The 22,918-nt window shown below is 70.8% G+C and carries 18 protein-coding genes and 1 tRNA gene; 8 read left to right on the forward strand and 11 right to left on the reverse strand.

Going from position 1 to position 22,918, the window contains the following annotated elements; all coding sequences use genetic code 11:
* From mfd to DX116_RS18110, 3 genes are read right to left on the reverse strand one after another with little or no spacing between them, the layout of a single operon-like run.
* The gene (mfd, locus tag DX116_RS18100; protein ID WP_119705728.1) at positions 1-3,522 is read right to left on the reverse strand and encodes a transcription-repair coupling factor; all 3,522 of its coding nucleotides are present in this window, start codon (positions 3,520-3,522) and stop codon (positions 1-3) included.
* A 3-nt stretch (positions 3,523-3,525) separates the two neighbouring features.
* Positions 3,526-4,107, reverse strand: a complete 582-nt coding sequence (pth, locus tag DX116_RS18105; protein WP_119705569.1) for an aminoacyl-tRNA hydrolase — start codon at positions 4,105-4,107, stop codon at positions 3,526-3,528.
* Positions 4,104-4,775: a 50S ribosomal protein L25/general stress protein Ctc gene (locus DX116_RS18110; RefSeq protein WP_119705570.1), complete on the reverse strand. Its 672-nt coding sequence runs from the start codon at positions 4,773-4,775 to the stop codon at positions 4,104-4,106. Before DX116_RS18110 ends, pth begins: the two co-directional genes overlap by 4 nt.
* Before the next feature lie 206 nt (positions 4,776-4,981).
* Here DX116_RS18110 and DX116_RS18115 point away from each other — a divergent pair, with 206 nt between their 5' ends.
* From DX116_RS18115 to DX116_RS18130, 4 genes are all read left to right on the forward strand, one after another.
* A complete protein-coding gene (locus DX116_RS18115; protein ID WP_119705571.1) occupies positions 4,982-6,721 on the forward strand; it encodes a sensor histidine kinase in 1,740 nt (579 codons plus the stop codon).
* Positions 6,722-6,726: 5 nt separating this feature from the next.
* A complete protein-coding gene (locus tag DX116_RS18120) occupies positions 6,727-7,839 on the forward strand; it encodes a GGDEF domain-containing protein (protein WP_147393714.1) in 1,113 nt (370 codons plus the stop codon).
* A gap of 97 nt (positions 7,840-7,936) precedes the next feature.
* A complete protein-coding gene (locus DX116_RS18125) occupies positions 7,937-9,391 on the forward strand; it encodes a glycosyltransferase family 2 protein (protein ID WP_119705573.1) in 1,455 nt (484 codons plus the stop codon).
* 59 nt (positions 9,392-9,450) lie between these two features.
* The gene (locus tag DX116_RS18130) at positions 9,451-10,167 is read left to right on the forward strand and encodes a hypothetical protein (protein ID WP_147393715.1); all 717 of its coding nucleotides are present in this window, start codon (positions 9,451-9,453) and stop codon (positions 10,165-10,167) included.
* A gap of 27 nt (positions 10,168-10,194) precedes the next feature.
* On the opposite strand, the gene DX116_RS20380 is transcribed toward DX116_RS18130, so the two are convergent.
* Positions 10,195-11,208, reverse strand: coding sequence for a response regulator transcription factor (locus DX116_RS20380; protein ID WP_119705575.1), 1,014 nt, complete (start codon positions 11,206-11,208; stop codon positions 10,195-10,197).
* A 68-nt stretch (positions 11,209-11,276) separates the two neighbouring features.
* Positions 11,277-12,242 (reverse strand): glycoside hydrolase family 6 protein, encoded by a 966-nt coding sequence (locus tag DX116_RS18140; protein ID WP_119705576.1) that lies wholly within the window; start codon positions 12,240-12,242, stop codon positions 11,277-11,279.
* Between the two features lie 219 nt (positions 12,243-12,461).
* Between DX116_RS18140 and DX116_RS18145 the strand changes: the two genes are divergently transcribed.
* Entirely contained in the window at positions 12,462-13,670 is a 1,209-nt protein-coding gene (locus DX116_RS18145; protein WP_158592033.1) for a carboxypeptidase-like regulatory domain-containing protein, read from the forward strand.
* A gap of 142 nt (positions 13,671-13,812) precedes the next feature.
* Here the strand turns inward: DX116_RS18145 and DX116_RS18150 are convergent, their stop codons facing one another.
* From DX116_RS18150 to DX116_RS18170, 5 genes are all read right to left on the reverse strand, one after another.
* Complete coding sequence (locus DX116_RS18150; protein WP_233556887.1) at positions 13,813-14,790, reverse strand: ribose-phosphate diphosphokinase; 978 nt, start codon at positions 14,788-14,790, stop codon at positions 13,813-13,815.
* On the reverse strand, positions 14,783-16,240 hold the full coding sequence (gene glmU / locus DX116_RS18155; RefSeq protein WP_119705579.1) for a bifunctional UDP-N-acetylglucosamine diphosphorylase/glucosamine-1-phosphate N-acetyltransferase GlmU: 1,458 nt from the start codon (positions 16,238-16,240) through the stop codon (positions 14,783-14,785). Before glmU ends, DX116_RS18150 begins: the two co-directional genes overlap by 8 nt.
* A gap of 33 nt (positions 16,241-16,273) precedes the next feature.
* Positions 16,274-16,355: transfer RNA gene (locus DX116_RS18160), tRNA-Gln, on the reverse strand.
* A 56-nt stretch (positions 16,356-16,411) separates the two neighbouring features.
* Complete coding sequence (locus tag DX116_RS18165; protein WP_119705580.1) at positions 16,412-17,182, reverse strand: methyltransferase domain-containing protein; 771 nt, start codon at positions 17,180-17,182, stop codon at positions 16,412-16,414.
* Positions 17,183-17,213: 31 nt separating this feature from the next.
* Complete coding sequence (locus tag DX116_RS18170) at positions 17,214-18,578, reverse strand: amidase (protein WP_158592034.1); 1,365 nt, start codon at positions 18,576-18,578, stop codon at positions 17,214-17,216.
* A gap of 124 nt (positions 18,579-18,702) precedes the next feature.
* Here DX116_RS18170 and DX116_RS18175 point away from each other — a divergent pair, with 124 nt between their 5' ends.
* From DX116_RS18175 to DX116_RS18185, 3 genes are read left to right on the forward strand one after another with little or no spacing between them, the layout of a single operon-like run.
* Positions 18,703-19,353, forward strand: a complete 651-nt coding sequence (locus DX116_RS18175) for a DUF4232 domain-containing protein (protein WP_147393716.1) — start codon at positions 18,703-18,705, stop codon at positions 19,351-19,353.
* Positions 19,354-19,403: 50 nt separating this feature from the next.
* Positions 19,404-19,892, forward strand: coding sequence for a MarR family winged helix-turn-helix transcriptional regulator (locus tag DX116_RS18180; protein WP_119705583.1), 489 nt, complete (start codon positions 19,404-19,406; stop codon positions 19,890-19,892).
* 43 nt (positions 19,893-19,935) lie between these two features.
* Positions 19,936-21,741 (forward strand): ABC-F family ATP-binding cassette domain-containing protein, encoded by a 1,806-nt coding sequence (locus tag DX116_RS18185; protein ID WP_119705584.1) that lies wholly within the window; start codon positions 19,936-19,938, stop codon positions 21,739-21,741.
* A gap of 20 nt (positions 21,742-21,761) precedes the next feature.
* Here DX116_RS18185 and DX116_RS18190 read toward each other — a convergent pair whose 3' ends face one another.
* Positions 21,762-22,679, reverse strand: coding sequence for a 4-(cytidine 5'-diphospho)-2-C-methyl-D-erythritol kinase (locus DX116_RS18190; protein ID WP_199716122.1), 918 nt, complete (start codon positions 22,677-22,679; stop codon positions 21,762-21,764).
* Between the last annotated feature and the right edge of the window lie 239 nt (positions 22,680-22,918).

A 22,918-nucleotide genomic window follows, 5' to 3' on the forward strand; every position in this document is an offset into this window, starting at 1 on the left:
TCAGGCGGGTGCTGGGGCAGGTACCAGGGTGTCGATCACGGTACGCGTCCACTCGAGCAGCTCGCGCCCCACCAGCGGCTTGCCGCCGATCGGCGCCGTCTTCGGACGCGGGATGAGCGCGACCTCGGCAGCGACCTTGTAGGTGCTGCGGGGGTAGACGCGCTGCAGCCGCATCTGCGCCGAGTCGGGGAGCCTCAGCGGGGCGAACCGGACGTTCGGGCCCGCGGCCGTCACCTCGGTGAGCCCGGCCTCGCGCACCCGCACGCGCAGGCGTGCGACCTCGAGCAGGACGTCGACGGCCTCGGGCGGCTCGCCGTACCGGTCGACCAGCTCGCCGCGGATCTCGTCGACGTCGGACAGGGCACGGACGTCGGCGAGTCGCTTGTACATCTCGAGCCGCAGCCGCTCGCTGCCGACGTAGTCGTGCGGCAGGTGCGCCTCGATCGGCAGCTCGATCTTGACCTCGCGCTCGGGCTCGGCGTCGCCGCGGAACTCCGCGACGGCCTCGCCCACGAGGCGCACGTACAGGTCGAAGCCGACGTCGGCGATGTGACCCGACTGCTCGCCGCCCAGCAGGTTGCCGGCGCCGCGGATCTCGAGGTCCTTCATCGCGACCGCCATGCCGCCTCCGAGCTCGGAGTGCTGCGCGATCGTGGCGAGCCGGTCGTGGGCGGTCTCGGTGAGCGGCTTCTCGGGCGGGTACAGGAAGTAGGCGTAGGCGCGCTCGCGCGAGCGTCCGACCCGCCCACGCAGCTGGTGCAGCTGCGACAGGCCGAGCGTGTCGGCTCGCTCGATGATCATGGTGTTGGCGTTGGAGACGTCGAGACCCGACTCGACGATCGTGGTGCACACGAGCACGTCGTAGCGCTTCTCCCAGAAGTCGACCATGACCTCCTCGAGCTGGTGCTCGCCCATCTGGCCGTGGGCCGCCGCGACGCGCGCCTCGGGCACGAGCTCCTTGATCTTGGCGACGGCCTTGTCGATCGACTGCACCCGGTTGTGGATGAAGAAGGCCTGTCCCTCGCGCAGCAGCTCGCGGCGGATCGCGGCCACGACCTGGCGGTCCTCGTAGGCGCCCACGAACGACAGCACGGGGTGGCGCTCCTCGGGAGGGGTCGCGATCGTCGACATCTCGCGGATGCCCGTGATCGCCATCTCGAGCGTGCGCGGGATGGGCGTCGCGGACATCGACAGGACGTCGACGGCCGCACGCAGCATCTTCATGGCCTCCTTGTGCTCGACGCCGAAGCGCTGCTCCTCGTCGACGATGACCAGGCCGAGGTCCTTGATCTTGACCCCGGGCTGCAGCAGCCGGTGCGTGCCGATGACCATGTCGATCGAGCCGTCGGCCAGCCCCGCGAGGGTCTCCTTGGACTCCTTCTCGGTCTGGAACCGCGAGAGCGGCTTCATCGTCACCGGGAACTGCCCGAAGCGTTCGGCGAAGGTGGCGTAGTGCTGCTGGACGAGCAGGGTCGTCGGCACCAGCAGGATGACCTGCTTGCCGTCCTGGATGGCCTTGAACGCCGCGCGCACCGCGATCTCGGTCTTGCCGTAGCCGACGTCGCCGCACACCAGGCGGTCCATCGGCACGGTGCGCTCCATGTCGCGCTTGACCTCGTCGATGGTGACCATCTGGTCGGGCGTCTCGACGAAGGCGAACGAGTCCTCGAGCTCGGCCTGCCACGGCGTGTCGGGTCCGAAGGCATGGCCCTTGGTGGCCTGACGGGCGGCGTACAGCTTGATCAGCTCGCCGGCAATCTGGCGGACGGCCTTGCGCGCCTTGTTCTTGCGGGTCGTCCAGTCGGCACCGCCGAGGCGGTCGAGCGTCGGCGACTCGCCACCGACGTAGCGGCTGATCTGGTCGAGCTGGTCCATCGGCACGAACAGGCGGTCGGCCGGTTGACCGCGCTTCGACGGCGCGTACTCCATCACGAGGTACTCGCGCGCCGCGCCCTGCACGACGCGCTGCATCAGCTCGACGTAGCGGCCGACGCCGTGCTGCTCGTGCACCACGAAGTCGCCCGGCTTGAGCTCGAGCGGGTCGACCTGCTTGCGACGACGCGCCGGCATCTTGCGCTCGGTGCGATCGGCGGCCCGCTGCCCGACGAGGTCGTCGTACGTCATGACCGCGAGCTGCAGCGGAGCCGACACGAAACCGGTCGACAGCTCGCCGATGACGACCTGGACGATGCCGGGGGTCGGCGGGGCCACCTCGTCGTCGAGCGCCGCCGGCACGTCGCTGTCGGTGAGCCACTCGAGCGTGCGCTGGGCCTGGCCCGCCGCAGGGGCCACGAAGACGACCCGCATGCCGGCGGCGACCCAGCGACGGACGTCCTCGAGCGCCGCGGACGTGTCGCCGCGGTAGGCCGCCCCGGCCTCCATCTCGACCGCGCGCTGACCCTCGTCGAGGTCGAGGCCGAAGGGTGTCTGGGTGAACCAGGTGTGGCCGAGCGCCAGCGTCTCGAGCTTCACGTCGTCGAGCGAGTGGAAGGCTGCCGAGCCGAGATCGATCGGCGACTCGCCGCCGCCGGCCGCTGCGGCCCACGACGCCTGCAGGAACTCCTCGCTGGTGGCCACCAGGTCGGCGGCCCGCGCCCGGATGCGCTCGGGATCCATCAGCAGCACGGCCGAGCGCTGGGGCAGCAGGTTGACGAACGACTCCATCTCGTCCGTCAGCACCGGCGTCAGCGACTCCATGCCCTCGACGGCATGGCCCTCGGAGAGCTTCGTGAAGATCTCGGCCAGGCTGGGGTGCTCCTCGGCCAGCCGTGCGGCGCGCGCACGCACCTCGTCGGTGAGCAGCAGCTCGCGGCACGGCGGCGCCCAGACGTGGTCGATCTCTCCGAGCGTCCGCTGGTCGGCCACGGCGAACCGGCGGATCTCGTCGACCTCGTCGCCGAAGAACTCGATGCGCAGCGGGTGGTCCTCGGTGGGCGGGAAGACGTCGATGATGCCGCCGCGGACGGCGAACTCACCGCGCCGCTCGACCAGGTCGACCCGCGAGTAGGCCGCACCGGCCAGATCGGCGACGACCTGGTCGAGGGCGACCTCGTCGCCGCGGTGCAGCTCGACCGGCACGAGGTCGGCCAGCCCCTTCACCTGGGGCTGCAGCAGCGAGCGGATGGGCGCGACGACGACGCGCAACGGGCCGGTGGCGGTGTCGGAGTCGAGCTCGCCCGCCCGCGTGGGGTGCACCAGACGCCGCAGCACCGCCAGCCGGCGACCCACCGTGTCGGAGCGCGGCGACAGCCGCTCGTGGGGCAGCGTCTCCCAGGCCGGGTAGTACGCGACGGCGTCGGCGCCGAGCAGCTCGCCGAGCTGGGCCGTGAGGTCCTCGCCCTCCCGCGCCGTGGCGGTGACCGCGACGACCGTCGCCTGCTCCGCGAGCGCAGCCGTCAGGAACGGTCGCAGCGGTTCGGGAGCCTGGACGTCGAGGGTGCCGGCGCCCTCGGCCCGCTCGGCCAGGACGGCCGCGACGGTGGGCTCGGAGGAGACGATCGAGGCGAGGCGGGAGAGAGTCATCATCTACCGGTTGAACGCACTCTGGGTCTGATCCAGTCCCACCGTGACGAGACTCTCGACGGCGTCCGCGGCCTCCTCGACGTACACGGGCAGGTCCTTGCGCTCGGTCGAGCTGTACGACTTGAGCACGAAGTCGTGGACGTCCTGGCGACCCGGAGGACGCCCGATGCCGACCCGCACGCGGTAGAAGTCACCGGAGCCCAGCGACTGGCGGATGGACTTGAGCCCGTTGTGACCGTTGTCACCGCCGCCCAGCTTGACCCGCAGCATGCCGAAGTCGATGTCGAGCTCGTCGTGGATCGCGATGACGTGATCGGGCTCGACGTCGTAGAACTTCGCCAGGGTCGAGACCGGCCCGCCGCTCTCGTTCATGTACGACTTGGCACGCGCCAGGACGACGCGCTGCCCGGCGAGGTGTCCCTCGACGACCTCACCCCGCCCGGACTTGTGCTTCTTCCAGCCGAGGTTCTTGGGCGTGCCACCCATGCGCAGCGCCAATGCATCGGCCACCATGTAGCCGACGTTGTGGCGCGTGCTGGCGTACGTCGGGCCCGGATTGCCGAGCCCGACGACCAACCAGGTCACTCCGACTCGGTGGCAGCCTCGTCGTCGGACGACTCGGCGGCAGCCTCGGCCTCTTCGGCGTCGGTCGGGTCGTGCTCGATGCCCAGGTCGGCCTCGGCCTCGGCGAGCTCGGCCTCGAGCTGGGCCTCGGTCGGAGCACCCGTGACGTTGACGATGAGGATGTCGTCGTCGACCGCGAGGGTCGAGCCCTCGGGCAGCGTGAGGTCCTTGGCGAGGATCTGGTCGCCGGCCACGAGGCCCTCGACCGAGACCTCGAACGACTCGGGGATGTGCGTGGCCTCGGCCTCGACGGAGACCGACGAGTTCTCGAGGATGACCAGGTTGCCGCTGACGGCGTCGCCGACGGTGTTGATGCGGACGTCGACGACGACCTTCTCGCCCTTGCGGACGATCAGCAGGTCGGCGTGCTCGATGAAGCCCTTCAGGGGGTCGCGCTGGACCTGCTTGGGGATGACGAGGTGCGAGTCCGAGCCGACCTCGATCGTCAGCAGCGCGTTGGCCGCGCCCTTCAGAGCGAGCATGAGCTGGTGACCGGGCAGGGTCAGGTGGACGGGCTCGGCGCCGTGGCCGTAGAGGACGACGGGGACCTTGTCCTCGCGACGGATGCGGCGGGCCGCGCCCTTGCCGAACTCGGTGCGTGCTTCGGCGGCGATCTTGATCTCGGCCACGGGGGAACTCCTGTTGGGTACGTCGTGCGATGCGAAAGGTCGGATGTCGTCCGGCGGGGGGCGCTCGACACAGCACTCCTGTGGAGCGCCCTGTCGATCACGGTCTGACACAGACCCTCGCCGAGGCAACCTGGCGAGTCTATCGCAGGCCCGGGGAACCGGGAAATCCCGCCGGCCGGGTCCGCGGGGACGATACGGTGTCGTCCATGGACAGGTCCCCGATCCGCGATCGGGTCCCCGACCCTGCGGCCTCACGTTTCGGCGACAGCGTCTTCCGCTCGCAGGTCTTCCTCACCGGTGCCGTGGGGTTCGTCGTCTGCGTGACCGTCGCCCTGTCCGACCGCCCGCTGGATGACAGCCCCGCGTTCTTCATCGGCATGACCGCGATGCTGTGGGTCACGATCGCCGCAGCCACCATCCCCTGGCTGCGCATCGCGCAGCGCTGGCAGATGGTCGTCCCGCTGCTCGACATCGCCGCCCTCGGCATGCTGCGTATCGCCGCGCCGGAGAGCGGCTTCGGCATCCTGATGGTGTTCCCGGTCATCTGGCTGGCCACGTCGTTCAAGCGATCCGGCGCGATCGCGGGAGCGGGCCTGGCCTCGGTCATGCTGCTGACGCAGACCACGCTGGCGCAGCTGGACTTCGTCACGTTCGTGGCCCCGACGACCAACCCCACCGCGGCCATCAGCCTGTCGGTGAGCCTGGTCTTCGTGGCAGGCGTCGTCTACACGACGTCGCGGCGCGTCGAGTCCCAGCGGGTGCTCCTGCGACGCCAGACGCAGATGCTCGAGGCGGCGCTGGCGCGAGCGCGCATCCAGGGGTCGACGCTCCGCGAGGCCTTCGACGCCGTCGAGTTCGCCGTCATCAGCCTCGACCGCGACGGCCGGACCTTGGACTCGAACCGTGCCACGCGCGCGCTCCTCGGCGACCTCGGCCTGCCGCCCACCACGCCGTGGCACCGGTTCCCGCTCTACCGGGCCGACAAGGTGACGCCGGTCCCGCCCGCGGAGTTCCCTCACGTGAGGGCCCTGGCCGGCGAGATCGTCGACAGCGCCACGTACTGGATCGGCCACCGCACCGGCACCCGCTTCACGATCGACGTGTCCGCCCGCCTCCTGCACGACCAGCAGGGCGCGGTCGACCGCGTCGTCGTGGTGCTGCGCGACGTCTCGGCCGAGGTCCGCGCCATCACGGCGCGCGACGACCTGGTGACGTCGATGTCGCACGAGCTGCGCACCCCGCTCAGCTCGGTGCTCGGCTACGTCGACCTGGCCCTGGAGTCCGAGGGCCTGCCCGACGAGACCCGCGACATGCTGCGCATCGCGCTGAGCAACACCGAGCGGCTGAACACCCTCGTCACCGATCTGCTCGCCGCCCGGTCGTCGAGCCCGTCCACCGCCATCACCCTGTCACTGGCGGCGTGCGACGTCTCACGACTCATGTCCGAGTCGGTCGACGCCGTCCGCCCGATGGCCACCGAGCGGCTCATCTCGATCCAGCTCGACATCGTCGAAGGCGTCGAGGCCGTCGTCGATGCCTTCCGTCTGCGCCAGGTCGTCGACAACCTGCTGTCCAACGCGATCAAGTACAACCACAGCGGCGGACGCGTCAAGGTCGCCGTCGAGGTCGTGCCCGGTGCCGACGAGAAGATCGCGATCCGGGTGGCCGACACGGGCCGCGGCATGACGCTGGACGAGCAGAAGGGCCTGTTCCAGCGGTTCTACCGCGCCGAGTCGGTGCGCGGCTCGACCGTCCACGGCACGGGCCTGGGGCTTAGCATCTCCCGGGAGATCGTGGTGCTGCACGGCGGCACCATCGAGGTCGACAGCGAGGCCGGTCGCGGCACCGAGGTCGTCGTCACGATCCCGACCCGCACGGACCGCGGCCCCACCACGACCGCCCCCACGCCGACGCTCTCGGCACACGACCACCCCGAAACGAGGTGACCTCCATGCAGCTGGACCCCGAGACCCTGCTGATCGTGCGCGTCCTGCCGATGGCGATCGTGTCGGCCATCTTCGCGACGACGGCCGCGATGCGCCACAACGACGAGGCCAACCGTGCCTGGACCGCCGCGTTCGCAGCGGCCCTGTGCGTGTCGGGGCTCGACGCGATCTATGCCGCCGACGGCGCCGCTCCGGCCGTGGTGGTCGCGGCAGGCGACGCCTCGACGGTGTTCGCGGTGGGCGCGATGTGGTCCGGAGCCCGCCTGCTCCACAGCCGCGCGCGATCGAATCTCTGGATGGCCGTCGTCGCGGGCGTCCTGGTCGCCGTGCCGACGCTGGTGCAGCCGACCGGCCCCGACCTGGGTCTCAGCACGGCACTCCGGGCCGGAGCGGCGGGCGCCTTCGCCTGGCTGACGGCCACCGAGCTGCTCCGCGGCCCCATGCGGCTCAACCTCAACGCGCGCATCCTGCAGCTCGCCTACTTCGCCTTCGGCGGCTGGTACATCGTGCTGTCGGCCCTGAGCCTCAGCGGCGTCGTGCGTCCCTCCGTGTTCGCCACGGCCCTGCCGTTCACCGCGCTGTTCCTCGTCTCGGGCATCTGCCTGTCGGCCCTGCGGGTCGAGCAGGCGGGCAACTGGTGGTCGATGAGTGCCGAGGCCCGTCGCCGCAGCAAGCTGCGCGTCCTCAACGCCGACGCGTTCCGTGAGGACGCGGCCGACCGCATCCAGCGGGCGACCCTCGCCGGCGGTCACGTCGCGCTCGTGCTGGCCGAGATCGACGACCTCGACGAGCTCAACTCCGCCTTCGGCCGCGAGGCCGGCGACAACGCGCTCGTGCACTTCTCGGGCATCCTGCGCTCACGGGTCCCGGCCGACGCCCTTCTCGGGCACCTCGGCGCCGGGCGCTTCGTCGTCCTCGTCGTGGCCTCGAGCGTCGACACGCCGCGCACGGTGGTCGACGCGATCCGCACGGGGCTCACCGAGTCGACCGTCGGCGAGGGCATGGAGCTTCGCACCAACGCCAGCTTCGGCACCAGCCACACGGTCCACTCGCCTGCCTCGTTCGACTCGCTGCTGGGTCGCGCGGACGCCGAGCTGGCCCGCGTGCGCAAGAACTGAGCCGATCTTGAGCCGTCGCTGAGCCGATCCTGATGTCGGTGCACCAGGCTGGAGCCATGACGCGGCACGGGCCTCGTCGCCTCACGAGGAGCTCGGCATGGATGACGACCGCATCGGTCTTGCGCACGGGGTCGCGCCACACCTCGACCCGGTGATGGACGAGTACACCGACCACTTCATGGCCGGCATCGAGGCGCTCCCCACGTACCGGTCGACCGTCGGCTGCGTCATCCCGGCCTACAACGAGGAGGACGCCATCGCAGGCGTCCTCGACTCGCTGCTGGCGCAGACCCGCCTGCCCGACGCGATCCACGTCATCGTCAACAACACGACCGATGCGACCGTCGAGGTCGCGAGCCACTACGCCGGCCTGCACGTGCGCGGCCACGGTGCCGAGGAGCAGATGACCGAGGTCTTCGTCCACGACATCGGCGAGAACCCCGACAAGAAGGTCGGCGCCCTCAACTACGGGTACACCCTCGTGGAGGGCATGGACTACCTGCTCGGCGTCGACGGCGACACGACGGCGGACCCCCATGCGATCGAGTACCTCGTCCGGGAGATCCAGGACGACGAGCGCATCGGCGGCATCTCGGCGATCTACAGCATCGACGACAGCGGCCTCGACACCATGATGAGCAAGTTCCTCATCGCCGGGCAGCGCGCCCAGTTCGCGGCGTTCAACATGCAGAACCTGCTGCGCGGACGCAACATGGCCGTGCTCGGCGGGCAGTACTCGATCTTCTCGACGACGGCCCTGCGAGCCGTCGTCAAGCAGACGCACCAGCGCTACCCGTGGGTCCGCGACAGCGAGATCGAGGACTCGCTGCTGTCGCTGGAGATCAAGAGCGCCGGCTACCTGACCAAGATCAGTGCGCACGCGCGCGCCAACGTGGGCGGCATGACGACGCTGCAGTCGCTCGACGCGCAGCAGGTCAAGTGGAACACCGGCGCGATCGACCTGATGTGGCCCGGCCAGCGCGGCGACACCAAGGGCCAGCCGCTGCACCCCAACCTGCGCCTGCGCTGGTTCGAGAACATCTCGATGGCGACCAACGGGTTCACCCGTCTGATCTTCCTGTTCCTGCTCGTCTCCTCGCTGCTGCTGCACGCCTTCGTGTTCGTGTGGCTGTGGATCGTGCCCACCGTGATGGCCACCTTGCTGAACCTCCGCACGGCCCACGCGATGCACAACGCCAACCGGCGCGACTACTTGTTCGCGCTGCTGTTCTTCCCGGCCGAGCTCTACATGTGGGTACGGCTGGGCCACTTCGCCCGATCATGGACCAAGTTCGCCAGCAGCTCCCAGACCGACAACTGGGCCCTCCAGGCCAAGGCCGAGAGCGGCGGCGCCGGACTGGCCCACTTCCTGCCCATCGGCGTCGTGGCCGTCGTGCTGTCGGGCGCGGTCGCGATCTGGGCCCAGCTGCCCACCGGCATGCAGTCCGACGTGCTGCTCGGCGGGTGGACCGTGCTCGGCATCGTCACCGTGCTGCAGACCGCCTGGATGGCGATCAAGCTGCTCAAGCGCCACAAGGGCTTCACCGCATGACCGTGCCTCGCGTCCCCCTCAGCATCCTTCCCAGCGCCAGAACCTCCAGGAGCATCCCCGTGACATCACCCCTTCGTCGACGCGTGTCGGCCTCGCTCGTCGGCGTCGCCGCCTTGGTCGCGCTGAGCGGCTGCAACCTCGGCTCGTTCTCGACGTCGGAGAAGGCGCCGCCTGCGGCGGCCTCGCCCAGCCCGTCGCCCACGCCGACGTTCGACTCGCAGTTCACCCACGACGGGACCTTCCAGTCGCACGTCGAGATCGACGGTGTCGACTTCGTCTACACGCTCTACCCGACCAAGTCGACGCCGCGCACCAACGAGTGGTTCCCGAAGGGCAACAAGTACTTCTCGTTCACGTTCCAGGCCTACGACCTCGACCGCGACCTGCGCGACCCGTTCAAGACCAAGCGGAGGGTGTTCCTCGACCGCATCGAGGTCGAGTCGGCGACGACCACGACGTCAGGCACCGTCGAGCGTCCTTACACGCTCAACGCGAAGGCCCAGACCATCACCTTCGACCCCGAGCCGCTCGCCGGCAAGTACGGCATGCTCGTGACCTCGCCGAAGGGCGCGTTCGAGCTGCGCAACCAGCCGATCGGCGACCTCGCCGCCGACACCAAGGGCGTCACGCTGACGTTCCGTGCGTCGGTGCGCATCCAGCGCTCGGCCGGGTCGTCGTCGTACGAGCGCGAGACGATCCGCCAGGAGGTGCCGATCGCGATCTTCGCCTCGGACAAGCCGACCCAGGCCGCCCAGATCCCCGTCGACGCCAACTGAGGCCGGCTCCGGCCGCGGCCGCCTGGATCAGGCGGGTTCGCGGTCGGACGCCAGCCGGTAGCCGACGCCCCGCACGGTCTCGATGAACCGCGGGGTGGCCGTGGAGTCGCCGATCTTGCGACGCAGGTTGGCCATGTGCACCTCGACGGCGCGCTTGTCGGCGTCGTTGACGTAGTAGGTCGTCACGTAGCTCTCGCCGCGCAGCGCCAGCACCAGGTCGGCCTTGCTGCGGACGCGACGCCCCGAGTCCAGCAGCGTGGCCAGCAGGTCGAACTCGCTGCGCGTGAGCTCGACGCCGCGACCGTCGACCTGCGTCAGACGGGTCTGGGTGTTGAGCTGCAGGCCACGGTGCTGGAGCCATCCGTCGGCCGCGGGAGCCGCCGCCTCGACGGGGGCCGGCTCCTGGACGGGCTGGCGCAAGGGTCGCTCGTAGACGGGCGCCGGTTCGGCCGCAGGGGCGACGGGAGCCACTGGGGCCGCGGGGTGCGCGGCGGGCGCAGGGGGTGCAGCGGGCGCAGGCGGTGCGGCGGGAGCGGGCATCTCGACGCTCGGCTGCGGCACGACCGGCGGCGGCACCGACACGTCGGGCCGCGCCGCGGGTGCGGCCTGCTCGTCCAGCCCGGACGGGCCTGCGAGACCGGACGGGCCGGCCCCGGCACGCTCGCGGGGGCGACGCAGCATCGTCTCGATGCGGGCTCGCAGCTCGCGCGGACGGAAGGGCTTGATGAGGTAGTCGTCCGCGCCGGAGTCGAGCCCCTGCACGATGTCGATCTCGTCGGCCAGCGCCGTCAGCATCACGATGTAGGTGGTGCTGAACTCGCGGATGCGCTTGGCCGCCGCGAAGCCGTCCATGCCAGGCATCGAGACGTCGAGCGTCGTCAGCACCGGATCGTGGGTGCGCACCGCCTCGATGCCGTCGGCACCATTGGTCGTCAGGATCGTCTGGAACCCGCTCTGCGTGAGCACCGTCTTGAGGAGGTTGCGCACGTCGGCGTCGTCCTCGATGATCACGGCCAGCTTCTGGTCGGTTCCCTCGGTCATGACAATGATCCTAAAGGCGGACGCAGTCGTTCGGAGGGTCTACGCACAAGCGGGGCGAGATCCACGTCTCACCATCCCGCCGCTCGCGCGAGGGCCACGGCACGCTCGGGCCAGAAGGTCCCGGCCGGCGGACCGCCACCGCAGGTGCCGTCGCTCTCGCCGGGCGGCTTGATCCACAGGTAGGCGTCGAGACCGCCGTCGTCGACCGCTGCCGGCTCACGACCCAGCGCGCGGCCGTCGGGATTGCACCACTCGCCGTTGGAGCCGGCACCGTTGCGACTCGTGTCGGTGACGTAGTGCGCTCCTCCGAGTGCCGAGCTGACGGCGGCGGCGTAGGCGCTCTCGTCGGCCTGCGACTCGTAGCCGGCGACGTTGGTGGAGAATCCGCGCGCCTTCTCGACGCCGGCCTGCTTCAACATGCGCGCCATGTCCTGGGGCGGGGTCCAGCTGGCATGGCCGGCGTCGAGGTAGACCGTCGCCCCCGACGACGCGAGGCGCTCGACGGCCGCCCTCAGCAGCGGGGTGCGCACCTCGACCTGACCGCACTCGGCGGCCGTCGCGAGCGCATCGGGCTCGACGACCACCGCGGCGTCCGAGCCGGTCGCGTCGGCGATGCGTCCGACCCACTGCTCGTACTGCTGCGCCGGCAGGCCTCCGCTCGACTCGCCACCGCTGCAGTCGCGGTCGGTGATGCCGTAGACCACGAAGACCGCGGTGCGTCCCTGCGCGTCGGCCTGGGCCACGACCTTCGCCACGACACCGCCCACCTGGCTGGTCGAGTACGCCTCGGGCGTCAACCACGTGGCCTGCGGCACCGCGGCCAGGCGCTCGAGGATGCGCTGGTCGTCGCCGGTGGCCGAGCTCGCCGCTGCCGATCCGGCGGTGTCGGACACCGCCAGGGGCGGCCGGTCGACGAACGGATTGTCGTCGGCCTCGGCGCCGATCAGGCGCGCGCCCGCGAACGCCCCGACGAACAACAGGAGCGGGATGACCACGAGCGCAGCCTTGCGCTGGCCTCGGCGTGCAGCGGACATGCTGGTCGACAGCCTCCTTCAACCTCGTGACGCCGGGCTCTGGACGGCTCGTCGATCTGGTCTCGATGATACCGGCCTCCGCCCGTCGAGCCTGCGACAACGGCTGCGCGTGACGCAGGCCACGGATCGCTCAAGGACGACTCGCTGAACCCTCGCGCGGGCTAAAATGACGTCGTGCCGGGACTCCCGCGGCACGGTGCCGGATGGAGACTCATGCCCATGCTCGCCCGACGACGCACTTGCGCCGCCGCCGTGACAGCGCTGCTCGTGGCGGCCGCGACCCTCGTCGGCGTCTCGTCGCCGGCCCAGGCCGCGGGCCCGCAGATCTACGGCCGGGTCACCGACGCGGCCGGTGGCGCCACGATCAAGTCCGTCCGGGTGTCGCTGTTCAGCGCCGACTGGACCTTCCTGCGCCGCGTCAAGGTCGGGTCGAGCGGCGTCTACCAGCTGCCGGCGCCCGCACCGGGCACCTACCACCTGCAGTTCGTCGACGGGCGTCCCGCGTACAAGACGAATGCGTACGCCGCCCGTCTCGACGTCCCCATCCGCGTCGGCTCGTCGTCGGTGCAGAAGAACGTGCGGCTCAAGCGCGGAGGGGCGATCGGCGGCGTCGTCAAGGTCAAGGGGGCTCGCGCGGCGAAGGCGCGCATCCGCGCGGTCAGCAACGGCGGCCAGGTCATCGAGGTCACGGCCGACAAGCGCGGCCAGTACGCCCTGGGCGGTCTGGCCAAGGACGACTACCGCGTCTACGCCTACGACTCCCGCAAGCGCCGGGTCGGCAAGAGCAAGCTCGTCCGCAACGTCAAGCTGCGCACGTTCCGCAAGACCTCGTTCAACCTGACCACCCGGCCGGGGTCGATCCGCGGCTTCCTCACCGTCGGCGGCGCCCGGGCCCGCGGCACGGTGTTCGTCACCGCGGTCAACAAGAAGACCGGCGAGTACTGGGTGCAGAAGGTGTCCCACGGCAACCTGTCGCTGCGCGGGCTCACCCCCGGCCCGTACCGGCTCGACGTGCCCGACACCGGCGGCTGGTTCGGCGGGTCGTTCTCGATCGGCCGGGTGCGCGCGGGCGGCATGCGCGACACGACCATCAACCTCGCCACGCGCGGCGGCACCTTCTCGGGCACCGTCGTCGACTCGTCGTCGCAGCCCGCGTACGGCATCCCCAACATCAGCGTGCGGCTCGAGGACGCGCAGGGTCGGACGCTCGACGAGCGTCCGGCCAACCAGGACGGCACGTTCACCATCGGCGGCACCGCGCGGCAGCAGCCGGGGGTCACCGTGCTGGTGCTGGCCTACGCCCCCATCAAGGAGCGCAGCTACGCGCCGTACCGCACCAAGACCCTCAACCTGGTCAACAACACCGCGCAGGACCTCGGCGTGATCTCGATGCAGCGCACCGACGTGCCGGCGCCGACCAGCAGCTGAGGAGCGTCCCCGCCCGAGGCTGAAGGCTCACCGAGGCCTCGCTGCGGTGGCGGCTTCGTCGCCGCACGCTCTCCCCCGCAAGTGGGAGGTGCCCCCAGCTTCGCTAGCCTCCTTCGCCGCTCGGCGCAGGGCGCCCTCAGCCTCAGGACTTGAAGAGGCTGGTGACGCTGCCCTCTTCGAACACCGCTGCGCTGGCCTGCGCCAGCAGCGGTGCGATCGACAGCACGGTGAGCTTGTCGAAGCGCTTGTCGTCGGCGATCGGCAGCGTGTTGGTCACGATGACCTCGCGCGCCGGCGAGTTCTTGAGCCGGTCGACGGCGGGGCCCGAGAACACCGCGTGCGTCGCGGCGATCACGACGTCCTCGGCACCGTCGGCCATCAGCGCCTCGGCGGCCTGGACGATCGTGCCGCCAGTGTCGATCAGGTCGTCGACCAGGATGCACACGCGTCCGGTGACGTCGCCGACGACGCGGTTGGCCTTCGACTCGTTCGGGCGTCGAGGATCGCGTGTCTTGTGGATGAAGGCCAGCGGCGCTCCGCCCAGGGCGGCGGCCCACTGCTCGGCCACCTTGATGCGTCCGGCATCGGGCGAGACGACCGCGAGCTCCTTCTTGCCGTAGTGCTTCTTGACGTGACGGGTGAGGATCGGCATCGCGAGGAGGTGGTCGACCGGTCCGTCGAAGAACCCCTGGATCTGCGCGGTGTGCAGGTCGACGGTCATGAGCCGGTCGGCGCCGGCGGTCTGGAACAGGTCGGCCATCAGGCGGGCCGAGATCGGCTCGCGGCCGAGGTGCTTCTTGTCCTGACGCGCGTAGCCGTAGAAGGGCAGGATCACCGTGATCCGCTTGGCGGACGCCCGCTTGAGGGCATCGATCATGATGAGCTGCTCCATGATCGCCTCGTTGATGGGCGCGGCGTGGCTCTGCAGCACGAAGGCGTCGCACCCTCGCACCGACTCGTCGAAGCGCACGTAGATCTCGCCGTTGGCGAAGTCGTACGCGGTGGTCGGGACGACCTCGATCTCGAGGAGGTCGGCGACCTCCTGCGCCAGCGTCGGGTGCGCGCGCCCCGAGAACAGCAGCAGGTTGCGGGTCGGGGTGCGGCGGGAAAGGCTACTCACCGGTCTCCTCCAGGGTCGTGGCGCTCTCGGACTCGCGCGCGGCTCGGTCTGACGGGGTGCCCGGACGCTTGTCCGCGACCCAGCCATCCATGTTCCTCTGTGGTCCGGCGCTGACCGCCAGCGCCCCCGGCGGGACGTCCTCGCGGATCGTCGCGCCGGCTCCCGTGAAGGCTCCGTCACCGACCGTCACCGGGGCCACGAAGGTGTTGTTCGAGGCGGTGCGGGCGTGACGTCCGATCGAGGAGCGGTTCTTGGTGACGCCGTCGTAGTTGGCGAAGATCGTGCCGGCGCCGACGTTGGCGCCCTCGCCGATGTCGGCGTCGCCGACGTACGACAGGTGAGGCACCTTGGCCCCGGCGCCGACGACGGAGTTCTTGACCTCGACGAAGGTGCCGATCTTGCCGTCCTCGCCGAGCTCGGTGCCAGGACGCAGGTAGGCGAACGGTCCCACGGTCGCGCGGGCGCCGACGACGGAGTCGGAGCCGTGCGTGCGGATGATCGTGGCGGCCTCGCCCACCTCGACGTTGCGCAGGGTCGTGTCGGGGCCGATCGTCGCTCCCTCGCCCACCTCGGTGGCGCCGAGCAGCTGCGTGCCCGGCAGCAGCGTCACGTCGGGTGCCAGCGTGACCGCCGAGTCGATCCACGTGGTGGCGGGGTCGACGACCGTGACGCCGGCGGCCATCCACCCGCGCACGATGCGGCGGTTGAGCTCGTGACCCAGGCGTGCCAGCTGGACCCGGTCGTTGACGCCCTCGGTCTGCCAGACGTCCTCGAGCACGTGCGCGCCCACCGGACGGCCCTCGGCCACGGCGATGCCGACGATGTCGGTCAGGTACAGCTCGCTCTGCGAGTTGTCGGACCGCAGGCCCGCGACGGCGTGGTCGAGGAACGGCCCGTCGACCACGAGGATGCCGCTGTTGATCTCGCGGACCGCCAGCTCGTCGGCGGACGCGTCGCGGTGCTCGCGGATCGCCAGCACGGCCCCGTCGTCGCCGCGCACGATGCGTCCGTACCCGGTCGGGTCGTCGACCTCGGCCGACAGGATCGTCACGGCGCGTCCGGCCGCACGGTGGTCGACCAGCAGCTCGGCGAGGGTCTGGGCCGTCAGCAGGGGAACGTCGCCGTAGGTGATGACGACGGTGCCGGTGGGCGGGGCGTCGAGCGCCTCCAGCGCCACGCGCACCGCGTGCCCCGTGCCGTTCTGCTCCTCCTGGACGGCCTGCACCACCGCGGGGTCGTGGGCTGCGATCGCTGCCGAGACCTGCTCGCGATCGTGACCGACGACGGCGACGGTCGTGTGCACGCCGGCACCGGCGACCGCGACGAGCGCGTGCTCGATCATGCTGCGGCCCGCGATCTCGTGCAGGACCTTGGCGCGTGCGGACTTCATGCGGGTACCGGCACCTGCGGCCAGGACGATCGCGGTGACGGCGTCTGTGTGTGCGCTCACTGAGCTCCTCGTCGACGGCAACTGCTGGGTAGCTGGCTCCCCGGGTAGGAGTCGAACCTACGTCGCTTGTCCGCATTCAAAGTGCGGCGGGCCCTGCCGGCAGACCAACCGGGGATCAGCCGTCCTGGCTCGGCGGACCGACCCGGGGACAGCGCCGACAGCCTACCGGAGTCAGCGTGCCCGGCGGGCCACGGCGAAGACTCGGGCGAACGGCATCACGGTGCCGTACGGTCGCGACGGGTACGCCTCGCGCAACGCCGCGCCGTACTCGTCGACGAACTGCTCCCGCAGCCCGGCGGGCAGCGCCGCCAGCACCGGACGCGCTCCCGTGCCCGAGATCCAGTCGAGCACGGGGTTCTCCCCCTGCAGGACGTGCAGGTAGGCCGTCTCCCAGGCGTCGACCTCCCAGCCCAGGCGGCTGAACAGGTCGAGGTACGCCTCGGGGGCCGTGCCCCGGTTCTCGTGCAGGCCGTCCGTCAGGTCGCGGTAGGCCGGTCGCGACGCGACCTCCGACAGCAGCCGGTGGCTCGGCTCGGAGAAGTTGTTGGGGGTCTGCACCGCGAACGTGCCGCCAGGAGCGATCTGGCCGGCCAGGTGCTCGATGACGTCCAGGCGGTCGGGCACCCACTGGAACAGCGCGTTGGAGACCATGAGGTCGACGGGCGCCGGCGGCTCCCACGTCGAGACGTCGGCCAGCTCGTACGACGCGAGCGGGTCGGCGTCCTCGGCGCGAGCGCGCTCGATCATCTCGACGGACGAGTCGACGCCGAGCACCGTCGCCTCGGGCCAGCGGGCGCGCAGGACCGCCGTCAGGTGGCCGGGCCCGCAGCCGAGGTCGACGATGCTGCGCGGCTCGCCCTGCACGCGGTTGACGAGGTCGACGAACGGGCGGGAGCGCTCGTCGGCGTAGCGGAGGTAGCGGGTGGGGTCCCAGTCGGTCATGCTCCGACCGTACGACCGATATATCTTGATGTCAAGATACTTGATCTCGTGACACCTCGAGCCGCTCCAGCTGCCCCGCCAGGGCCATCAGCCGGGCGTCGTCGCCTCGGCGTGCGATCAGCTGCACCGCGAGCGGCAGGCCCTCGTCCGTCGACCCCATGGGCATCGACACGGCCGGCACGCCGGCGTGGTTCCACTGCGCCGTGTACGGGTAGAACGCGTTCATCGCCAGCACGGTCGACAGCCCACCCCTGCCCTTCCAGTGCTCCACCGGGATCGCCGGACCGCTCATCACGGGGGTCAGCAGCACGTCGACGTCGAGCGCGTCGTGCACGGAGTCGCCCCAGGCCCGCCCCTGCCGCACGGCCCACGCGACGGCCCGAGGCCCGAAGGGACGCCCGAGACGTGCGATCTGCCGGGTTCGCGCCTCGAGCAACGCAGGATCGTCGACCCGGCCGGCCGCCTGCGCGATGCCGCCCAGGTAGCGCACGGTCAGCGCCTTGGACGCGATCGGGTACGGCACGTCGACCGCACGGACGCGATGACCGGCACCGCCGAGGAGAGCCGCCGCGTGCTCGACCTGCTCGCGGACGCGCGGGTCGAGCGGCGCCGGCTTCGTCGCGGCGGCTGCGCTGAACGACACGCCGATCCGCAACGGGGCGGGATCGTGGGTGGCCGCCTCGACGAGCGACGAGCCGAAAATTCCGAAGGTGTCGAGGAACAGGGCACTGTCGACGACGCGTGCGGCCAGGCCGCCCTGCGTCGACAGCCCGTGCCATCCTCCGGAGCTGGGCATCGTGCCCTGGGTCGGCTTGAATCCCACGAGCCCGCAGCACGCCGCCGGGATGCGGATCGAGCCGGCGCCGTCGGACGCCGTGGCGATGCTCACCGCCCCGGCGGCCACGAGAGCCGCCGAGCCGCCTGACGAGCCACCCGGCGTGTGCCCCAGGTGGTGGGGGTTGCGCGTGATGCCCGACCGCTCGGACTCGGTGAACCCGGTGATCGCGAGCTCCGGGAGCGTCGACGTGCCCACGATCACCATGCCTGCTGCCCGCATCGCGGCGACCAGATCGCTGTCGGACGCAGCGACCGACGTCTGTGCACGGCTGCCCAGACCCGTCACGGTGCCGCGGATGTCGAGATCGTCCTTGACCACGACAGGGATGCCCGACAGCGGGCCCGACTCCCCCGCCGCCCGTCGCCGGTCGGCCTCGTCGGCCGCTGCCAGCGCCTCGTCCGCGAACACCGACACCATCGCGTTGATCGCGGGGTCCTTCGCGGCGATCGCGGCGAGGGTCAGCTCGGTGAGCCGGCGCGACGTCAGCTCTCCCGAGCGCAGCAGCTCGGCCAGACGGGTGGGACCGGCGGCGACCACGGCCGCGTCTTCGAGGGACACCTGACGACCGTACCGCCGTCCGGGTCCTTCCCCGGTCGCCTCGGTACCGGGCTCATCGGATCCTCTCGGCTGATGCACGGCCTGGTCTCAGGTGCGGCGCATCGACGCTGCCTACCCTCGGATGATGACCATCATCTGGCGCCTGCGGCCGGGCGCACTCGCCTGCCTGGGCCTCGTGCTGGTCCTGTCGGCCTGCTCCTCGTCCGACCAGACCTCGGCCGCGCCGTCGTCGACGACATCGGCAGGGCAGGCCTCTCCGCCGGCGAGCAGCCCGGCGCCCGGGTCCGCGACGCCTGCGTCACCCGGACCGTCATCGAGTCCTTCGCCCACCGCCTCGTCCGGCGGCACGCCCACCTGCCGGGCCGGTCAGCTGCGCGTCTCGTACGCCGACGACGCCGACGGAGGCGCCGCCGGCAGCGTCTACGGCCACCTCGTGCTGACCAGCACCTCCACGTCGCCATGTGCCATGACCGGCTGGCCCGGCGTCTCGTACGTGGGGGGCGGCGACGGTCACCAGCTCGGGGCGGCCGCCGACCGCACCGACCGCACCGGCAGCCCCGCCGTCATCGTCCTGGTGCCGGGCGGCTCGGCCGCGGCACGGCTCCAGCAGGCCCAGGCGGGCAACTTCGAGGGCTCCTGCTCACCCGCACAGGCTGACGGCTTCCGGGTGTACCCGCCCAACTCGCGGACCGCGGTCTTCGTCGAGCACGCAGCCCAGGCCTGCCGCTCGGGCTCGGCCCACCTCCTGACGATCGGGCCGGTCATCGCGCGCTGACCCCACAATCTCGATGTCAAGAATCTTGACGCCTGACCTAGGATGAGCACGTGGAGGACGATGTCGACCGGCTGATCGCCGCCTGGGAGCACGAGCGTCCCGACGTGGACGTCTCGCCGATGCACGTGCTCAGCCGCGTCACGCGCCTGGCCCTGCACCTCGACCGGGCCCGCAAGGAGGCGTTCGCCGACCACGACCTCGAGCCGTCCGAGTTCGACGTGCTGTCGGCCCTCCGTCGCAGCGGCGACCCGTACCAGCTGTCGCCCGGCCAGCTCGTGCACGAGACCCTGGTGACCAGCGGGACGATGACCAACCGGGTCGACCGCCTGGTCCGCAAGGGTCTCGTCGAGCGGCTGCCCGACCCCGACGACCGTCGCGGCGTCCAGGTGAGGCTCACGCCGACCGGACGCGCCGCGGTCGACGGAGCGCTCGACGCCCTGCTGGCCCACGAGAAGCAGCTGCTCGCCGGGCTCGGCGAACGCGAGGCCGGTGACCTCGCGGCGTCGCTGCGAACGCTGTCGCGTCCCTTCGACCGCTGACCGCGCGTCGTCGGCGCTGCCGGCACGCCCCTAGACTCGTCCAGTGGCACATCTTCTCGGCGTGGAACAGATCGCGCTCGACTTCCCGACCAAGACCGTCTTCGAGTCCGTGACGATCGGCATCGACGAAGGCGATCGCATCGGCATCGTCGGACGCAACGGCGACGGCAAGTCGACCCTCCTGCGCATCTTCGCCGGCACCCTGCAGCCCGACTCCGGACGCGTCACGACGCGCGGCGGCGTCACGATCGGCATGCTCGACCAGACCGACGTCCTCGACCAGGCCGGCACGGTCGGCCGCGCCATCGTCGGTGACATGCAGGACTACGAGTGGGCCGGCGACGCCAAGGTGCGCGACGTCATCGCCGGCCTCGTCTCCGACATCCCGTGGGACGCGACGGTCGGGACGCTCTCAGGAGGCCAGCGTCGCCGCGTCGCGCTGGCGAGGCTGCTGGTCGGAGACGACGACGTGCTGTTCCTCGACGAGCCCACCAACCACCTCGACGTCGAGGGCATCACCTGGCTGGCTGGGCACCTGAAGAAGCGCTGGGCCGCCAACGCCGGCGGCCTGCTGGTCGTCACCCACGACCGGTGGTTCCTCGACGAGGTCTGCACCGCCACGTGGGAGGTGCACGACGGGATCGTCGAGCCCTTCGAGGGCGGCTACGCGGCCTACATCCTCCAGCGTGTCGAGCGCGACCGGCACGCGTCGGCCACTGAGTCCAAGCGCCAGAACCTCATGCGCAAGGAGCTCGCCTGGCTGCGTCGCGGCGCCCCCGCCCGTACGTCCAAGCCCAAGTTCCGCATCGACGCCGCCAACGAGCTCATCGCCAACGAGCCGCCACCACGCGATCCCATCCAGCTCAAGCAGATGGCCACGTCGCGGCTCGGCAAGGACGTCGTCGACATCCTCGACGTCTCGGTGTCGTATCCGCCGACCGGATCCGAGACGTCGCCCAACGACGTGCTCGACCAGATCGAGTGGCGCATCGGGCCGGGCGAGCGCACCGGCATCCTGGGGGCCAACGGCGCCGGCAAGTCGACCCTGCTCGGCCTGGTGACCGGCAAGGTCGAGCCCAGCAGCGGACGGGTCAAGAAGGGCAAGACGGTCAAGGTCGTCACCCTCACCCAGGAGCTCGACGAGCTCAAGGACGTCGGCGACGACCGCGTCAGCGACGTCGTCGGGCGTCAGCGCACGGCCTACGTGTCAGGCGGCAAGGAGATGACGCCGTCGCAGCTGCTGGAGCGCCTCGGCTTCTCCAGCGCACAGATGTCGACGCCGGTGCGTGATCTGTCGGGTGGCCAGAAGCGCCGTCTGCAGCTGTTGCTGATCTTGCTCGACGAGCCCAACGTCCTGGTGCTCGACGAGCCGACCAACGACCTCGACACCGACATGCTGGCGGCGATGGAGGATCTGCTCGACTCGTGGCCCGGCACCCTGCTGGTCGTCTCGCACGACCGCTACCTGCTCGAGCGCATCACCGATCAGCAGTACGCGATCCTCGACGGACGGCTGCGGCACCTGCCCGGTGGCGTCGACCAGTACCTCGAGCTGCGCCGACAGCAGGACACGCCGTCGGCGACCAACCCGTCGACCGCGGGGCACGTCAAGGTCTCCCGCCTCTCGAGCGCCGAGGAGCGCACGACGCGCAAGGAGGTCGCGTCGATCGATCGCAAGATGGTCAAGCTCACGGCGCGCATCGACGAGCTCCGGGCCGAGCTCGCGGTGCACGACCCGTCCGACGTCCCCGGCCTGCTCGCACGGTCGAAGGAGATCGACGAGCTGGCCGCAACGATCGCCGGCCACGAGGAGCGCTGGCTCGAGCTCACCGAGCTGCTCGAGGGCTGAGCCGGGCCCACGCGGGGGCGTCAGCCCACTCGAGCACCCGGCACCGGCCCCCGCGACTGCACCACGTCGGCACAGCCCGCCGCACTGCTGAGCGCGAAGGCGATGTCGAGGCTGTGCGCCTCGTCGCTGGCCAGGAACAACGCAGTGGGACCCGACCCCGACAGGATCGCACCCAGGGCACCGGCCTCGATGCCGATGCTGAGGGTGTCTTCCAGCTCGGGGCGCAGCGAGAAGGCTGCCTCGGTCAGATCGTTCGACAGGGCCGCGCCGAGCGCCTCTGCATCCCCCGCACGCAGGGCGGCCAGCAGCGCGTCGGGCACGACCGGCTCAGGCACCTCCGCGCCGGTGTTGAGGCGGTCGAACTCGGCGAACACCGCACGCGTCGACAGACCTTCGTGCGCCATCGCGAACACCCAGTGGTACGAGCCACGCGCCAGCACGGGGCTCACCGTCTCGCCGCGCCCGCCGCCCACCGCGTTGCCGCCGTGCAGCAGGAACGGCACGTCGCTGCCCAGCTGGGCCGCCAGCACCTCGAGTGCTGGGCGCGACAGCCCCGTCCCCCACACCTCGTTGCACGCAACCAGAGCCGCGGCCGCGTCGGCCGAGCCGCCTGCCATCCCACCCGCGACGGGGATCACCTTGCGGATCGAGAGATCGACGCCCGACGAGATGCCGGTGCGCTCCCGCAGCAGGCGCGCAGCCTTGACCGCGATGTTGTCGTCGCCATCGGGCACGACGGAGATCTCGCTGCGCACATCCATCTCGGAATGCACCGACACCGTGATCTGGTCGTCGTCACGCCCCGTGGCTCGCACCTCGTCATGCAGATCGACAGCCTGGTAGACCGTCGCCAGCGGGTGGTACCCGTCGTCACGCACGGGCCCCACACCCAGGCACAGGTTGATCTTGGCGGGGACACGGACGTTCACAGGGCTCACCTGTTCAACCTAGGGCACGTGTCGCACGGAAGGTGCAGGGCCAGCACCCCGTGGACGCACGAAGGGCCGGTCCCACGTGCCCGAAGCACGAGGGACCGGCCCTTGCGTGAATTCCCGCTGGTGGGCGGGAAATGCAGCGAGGCCGCCCCTGGTGGGGCGGCCTCGCGCTAATGATTGTCCGGCGACGTCCTACTCTCCCACACCGTCTCCAGTGCAGTACCATCGGCGCTGAGAGGCTT

The organism is Aeromicrobium endophyticum (genome assembly GCF_003586285.1).
In the GTDB taxonomy this organism is placed as follows: domain Bacteria; phylum Actinomycetota; class Actinomycetes; order Propionibacteriales; family Nocardioidaceae; genus Aeromicrobium; species Aeromicrobium endophyticum.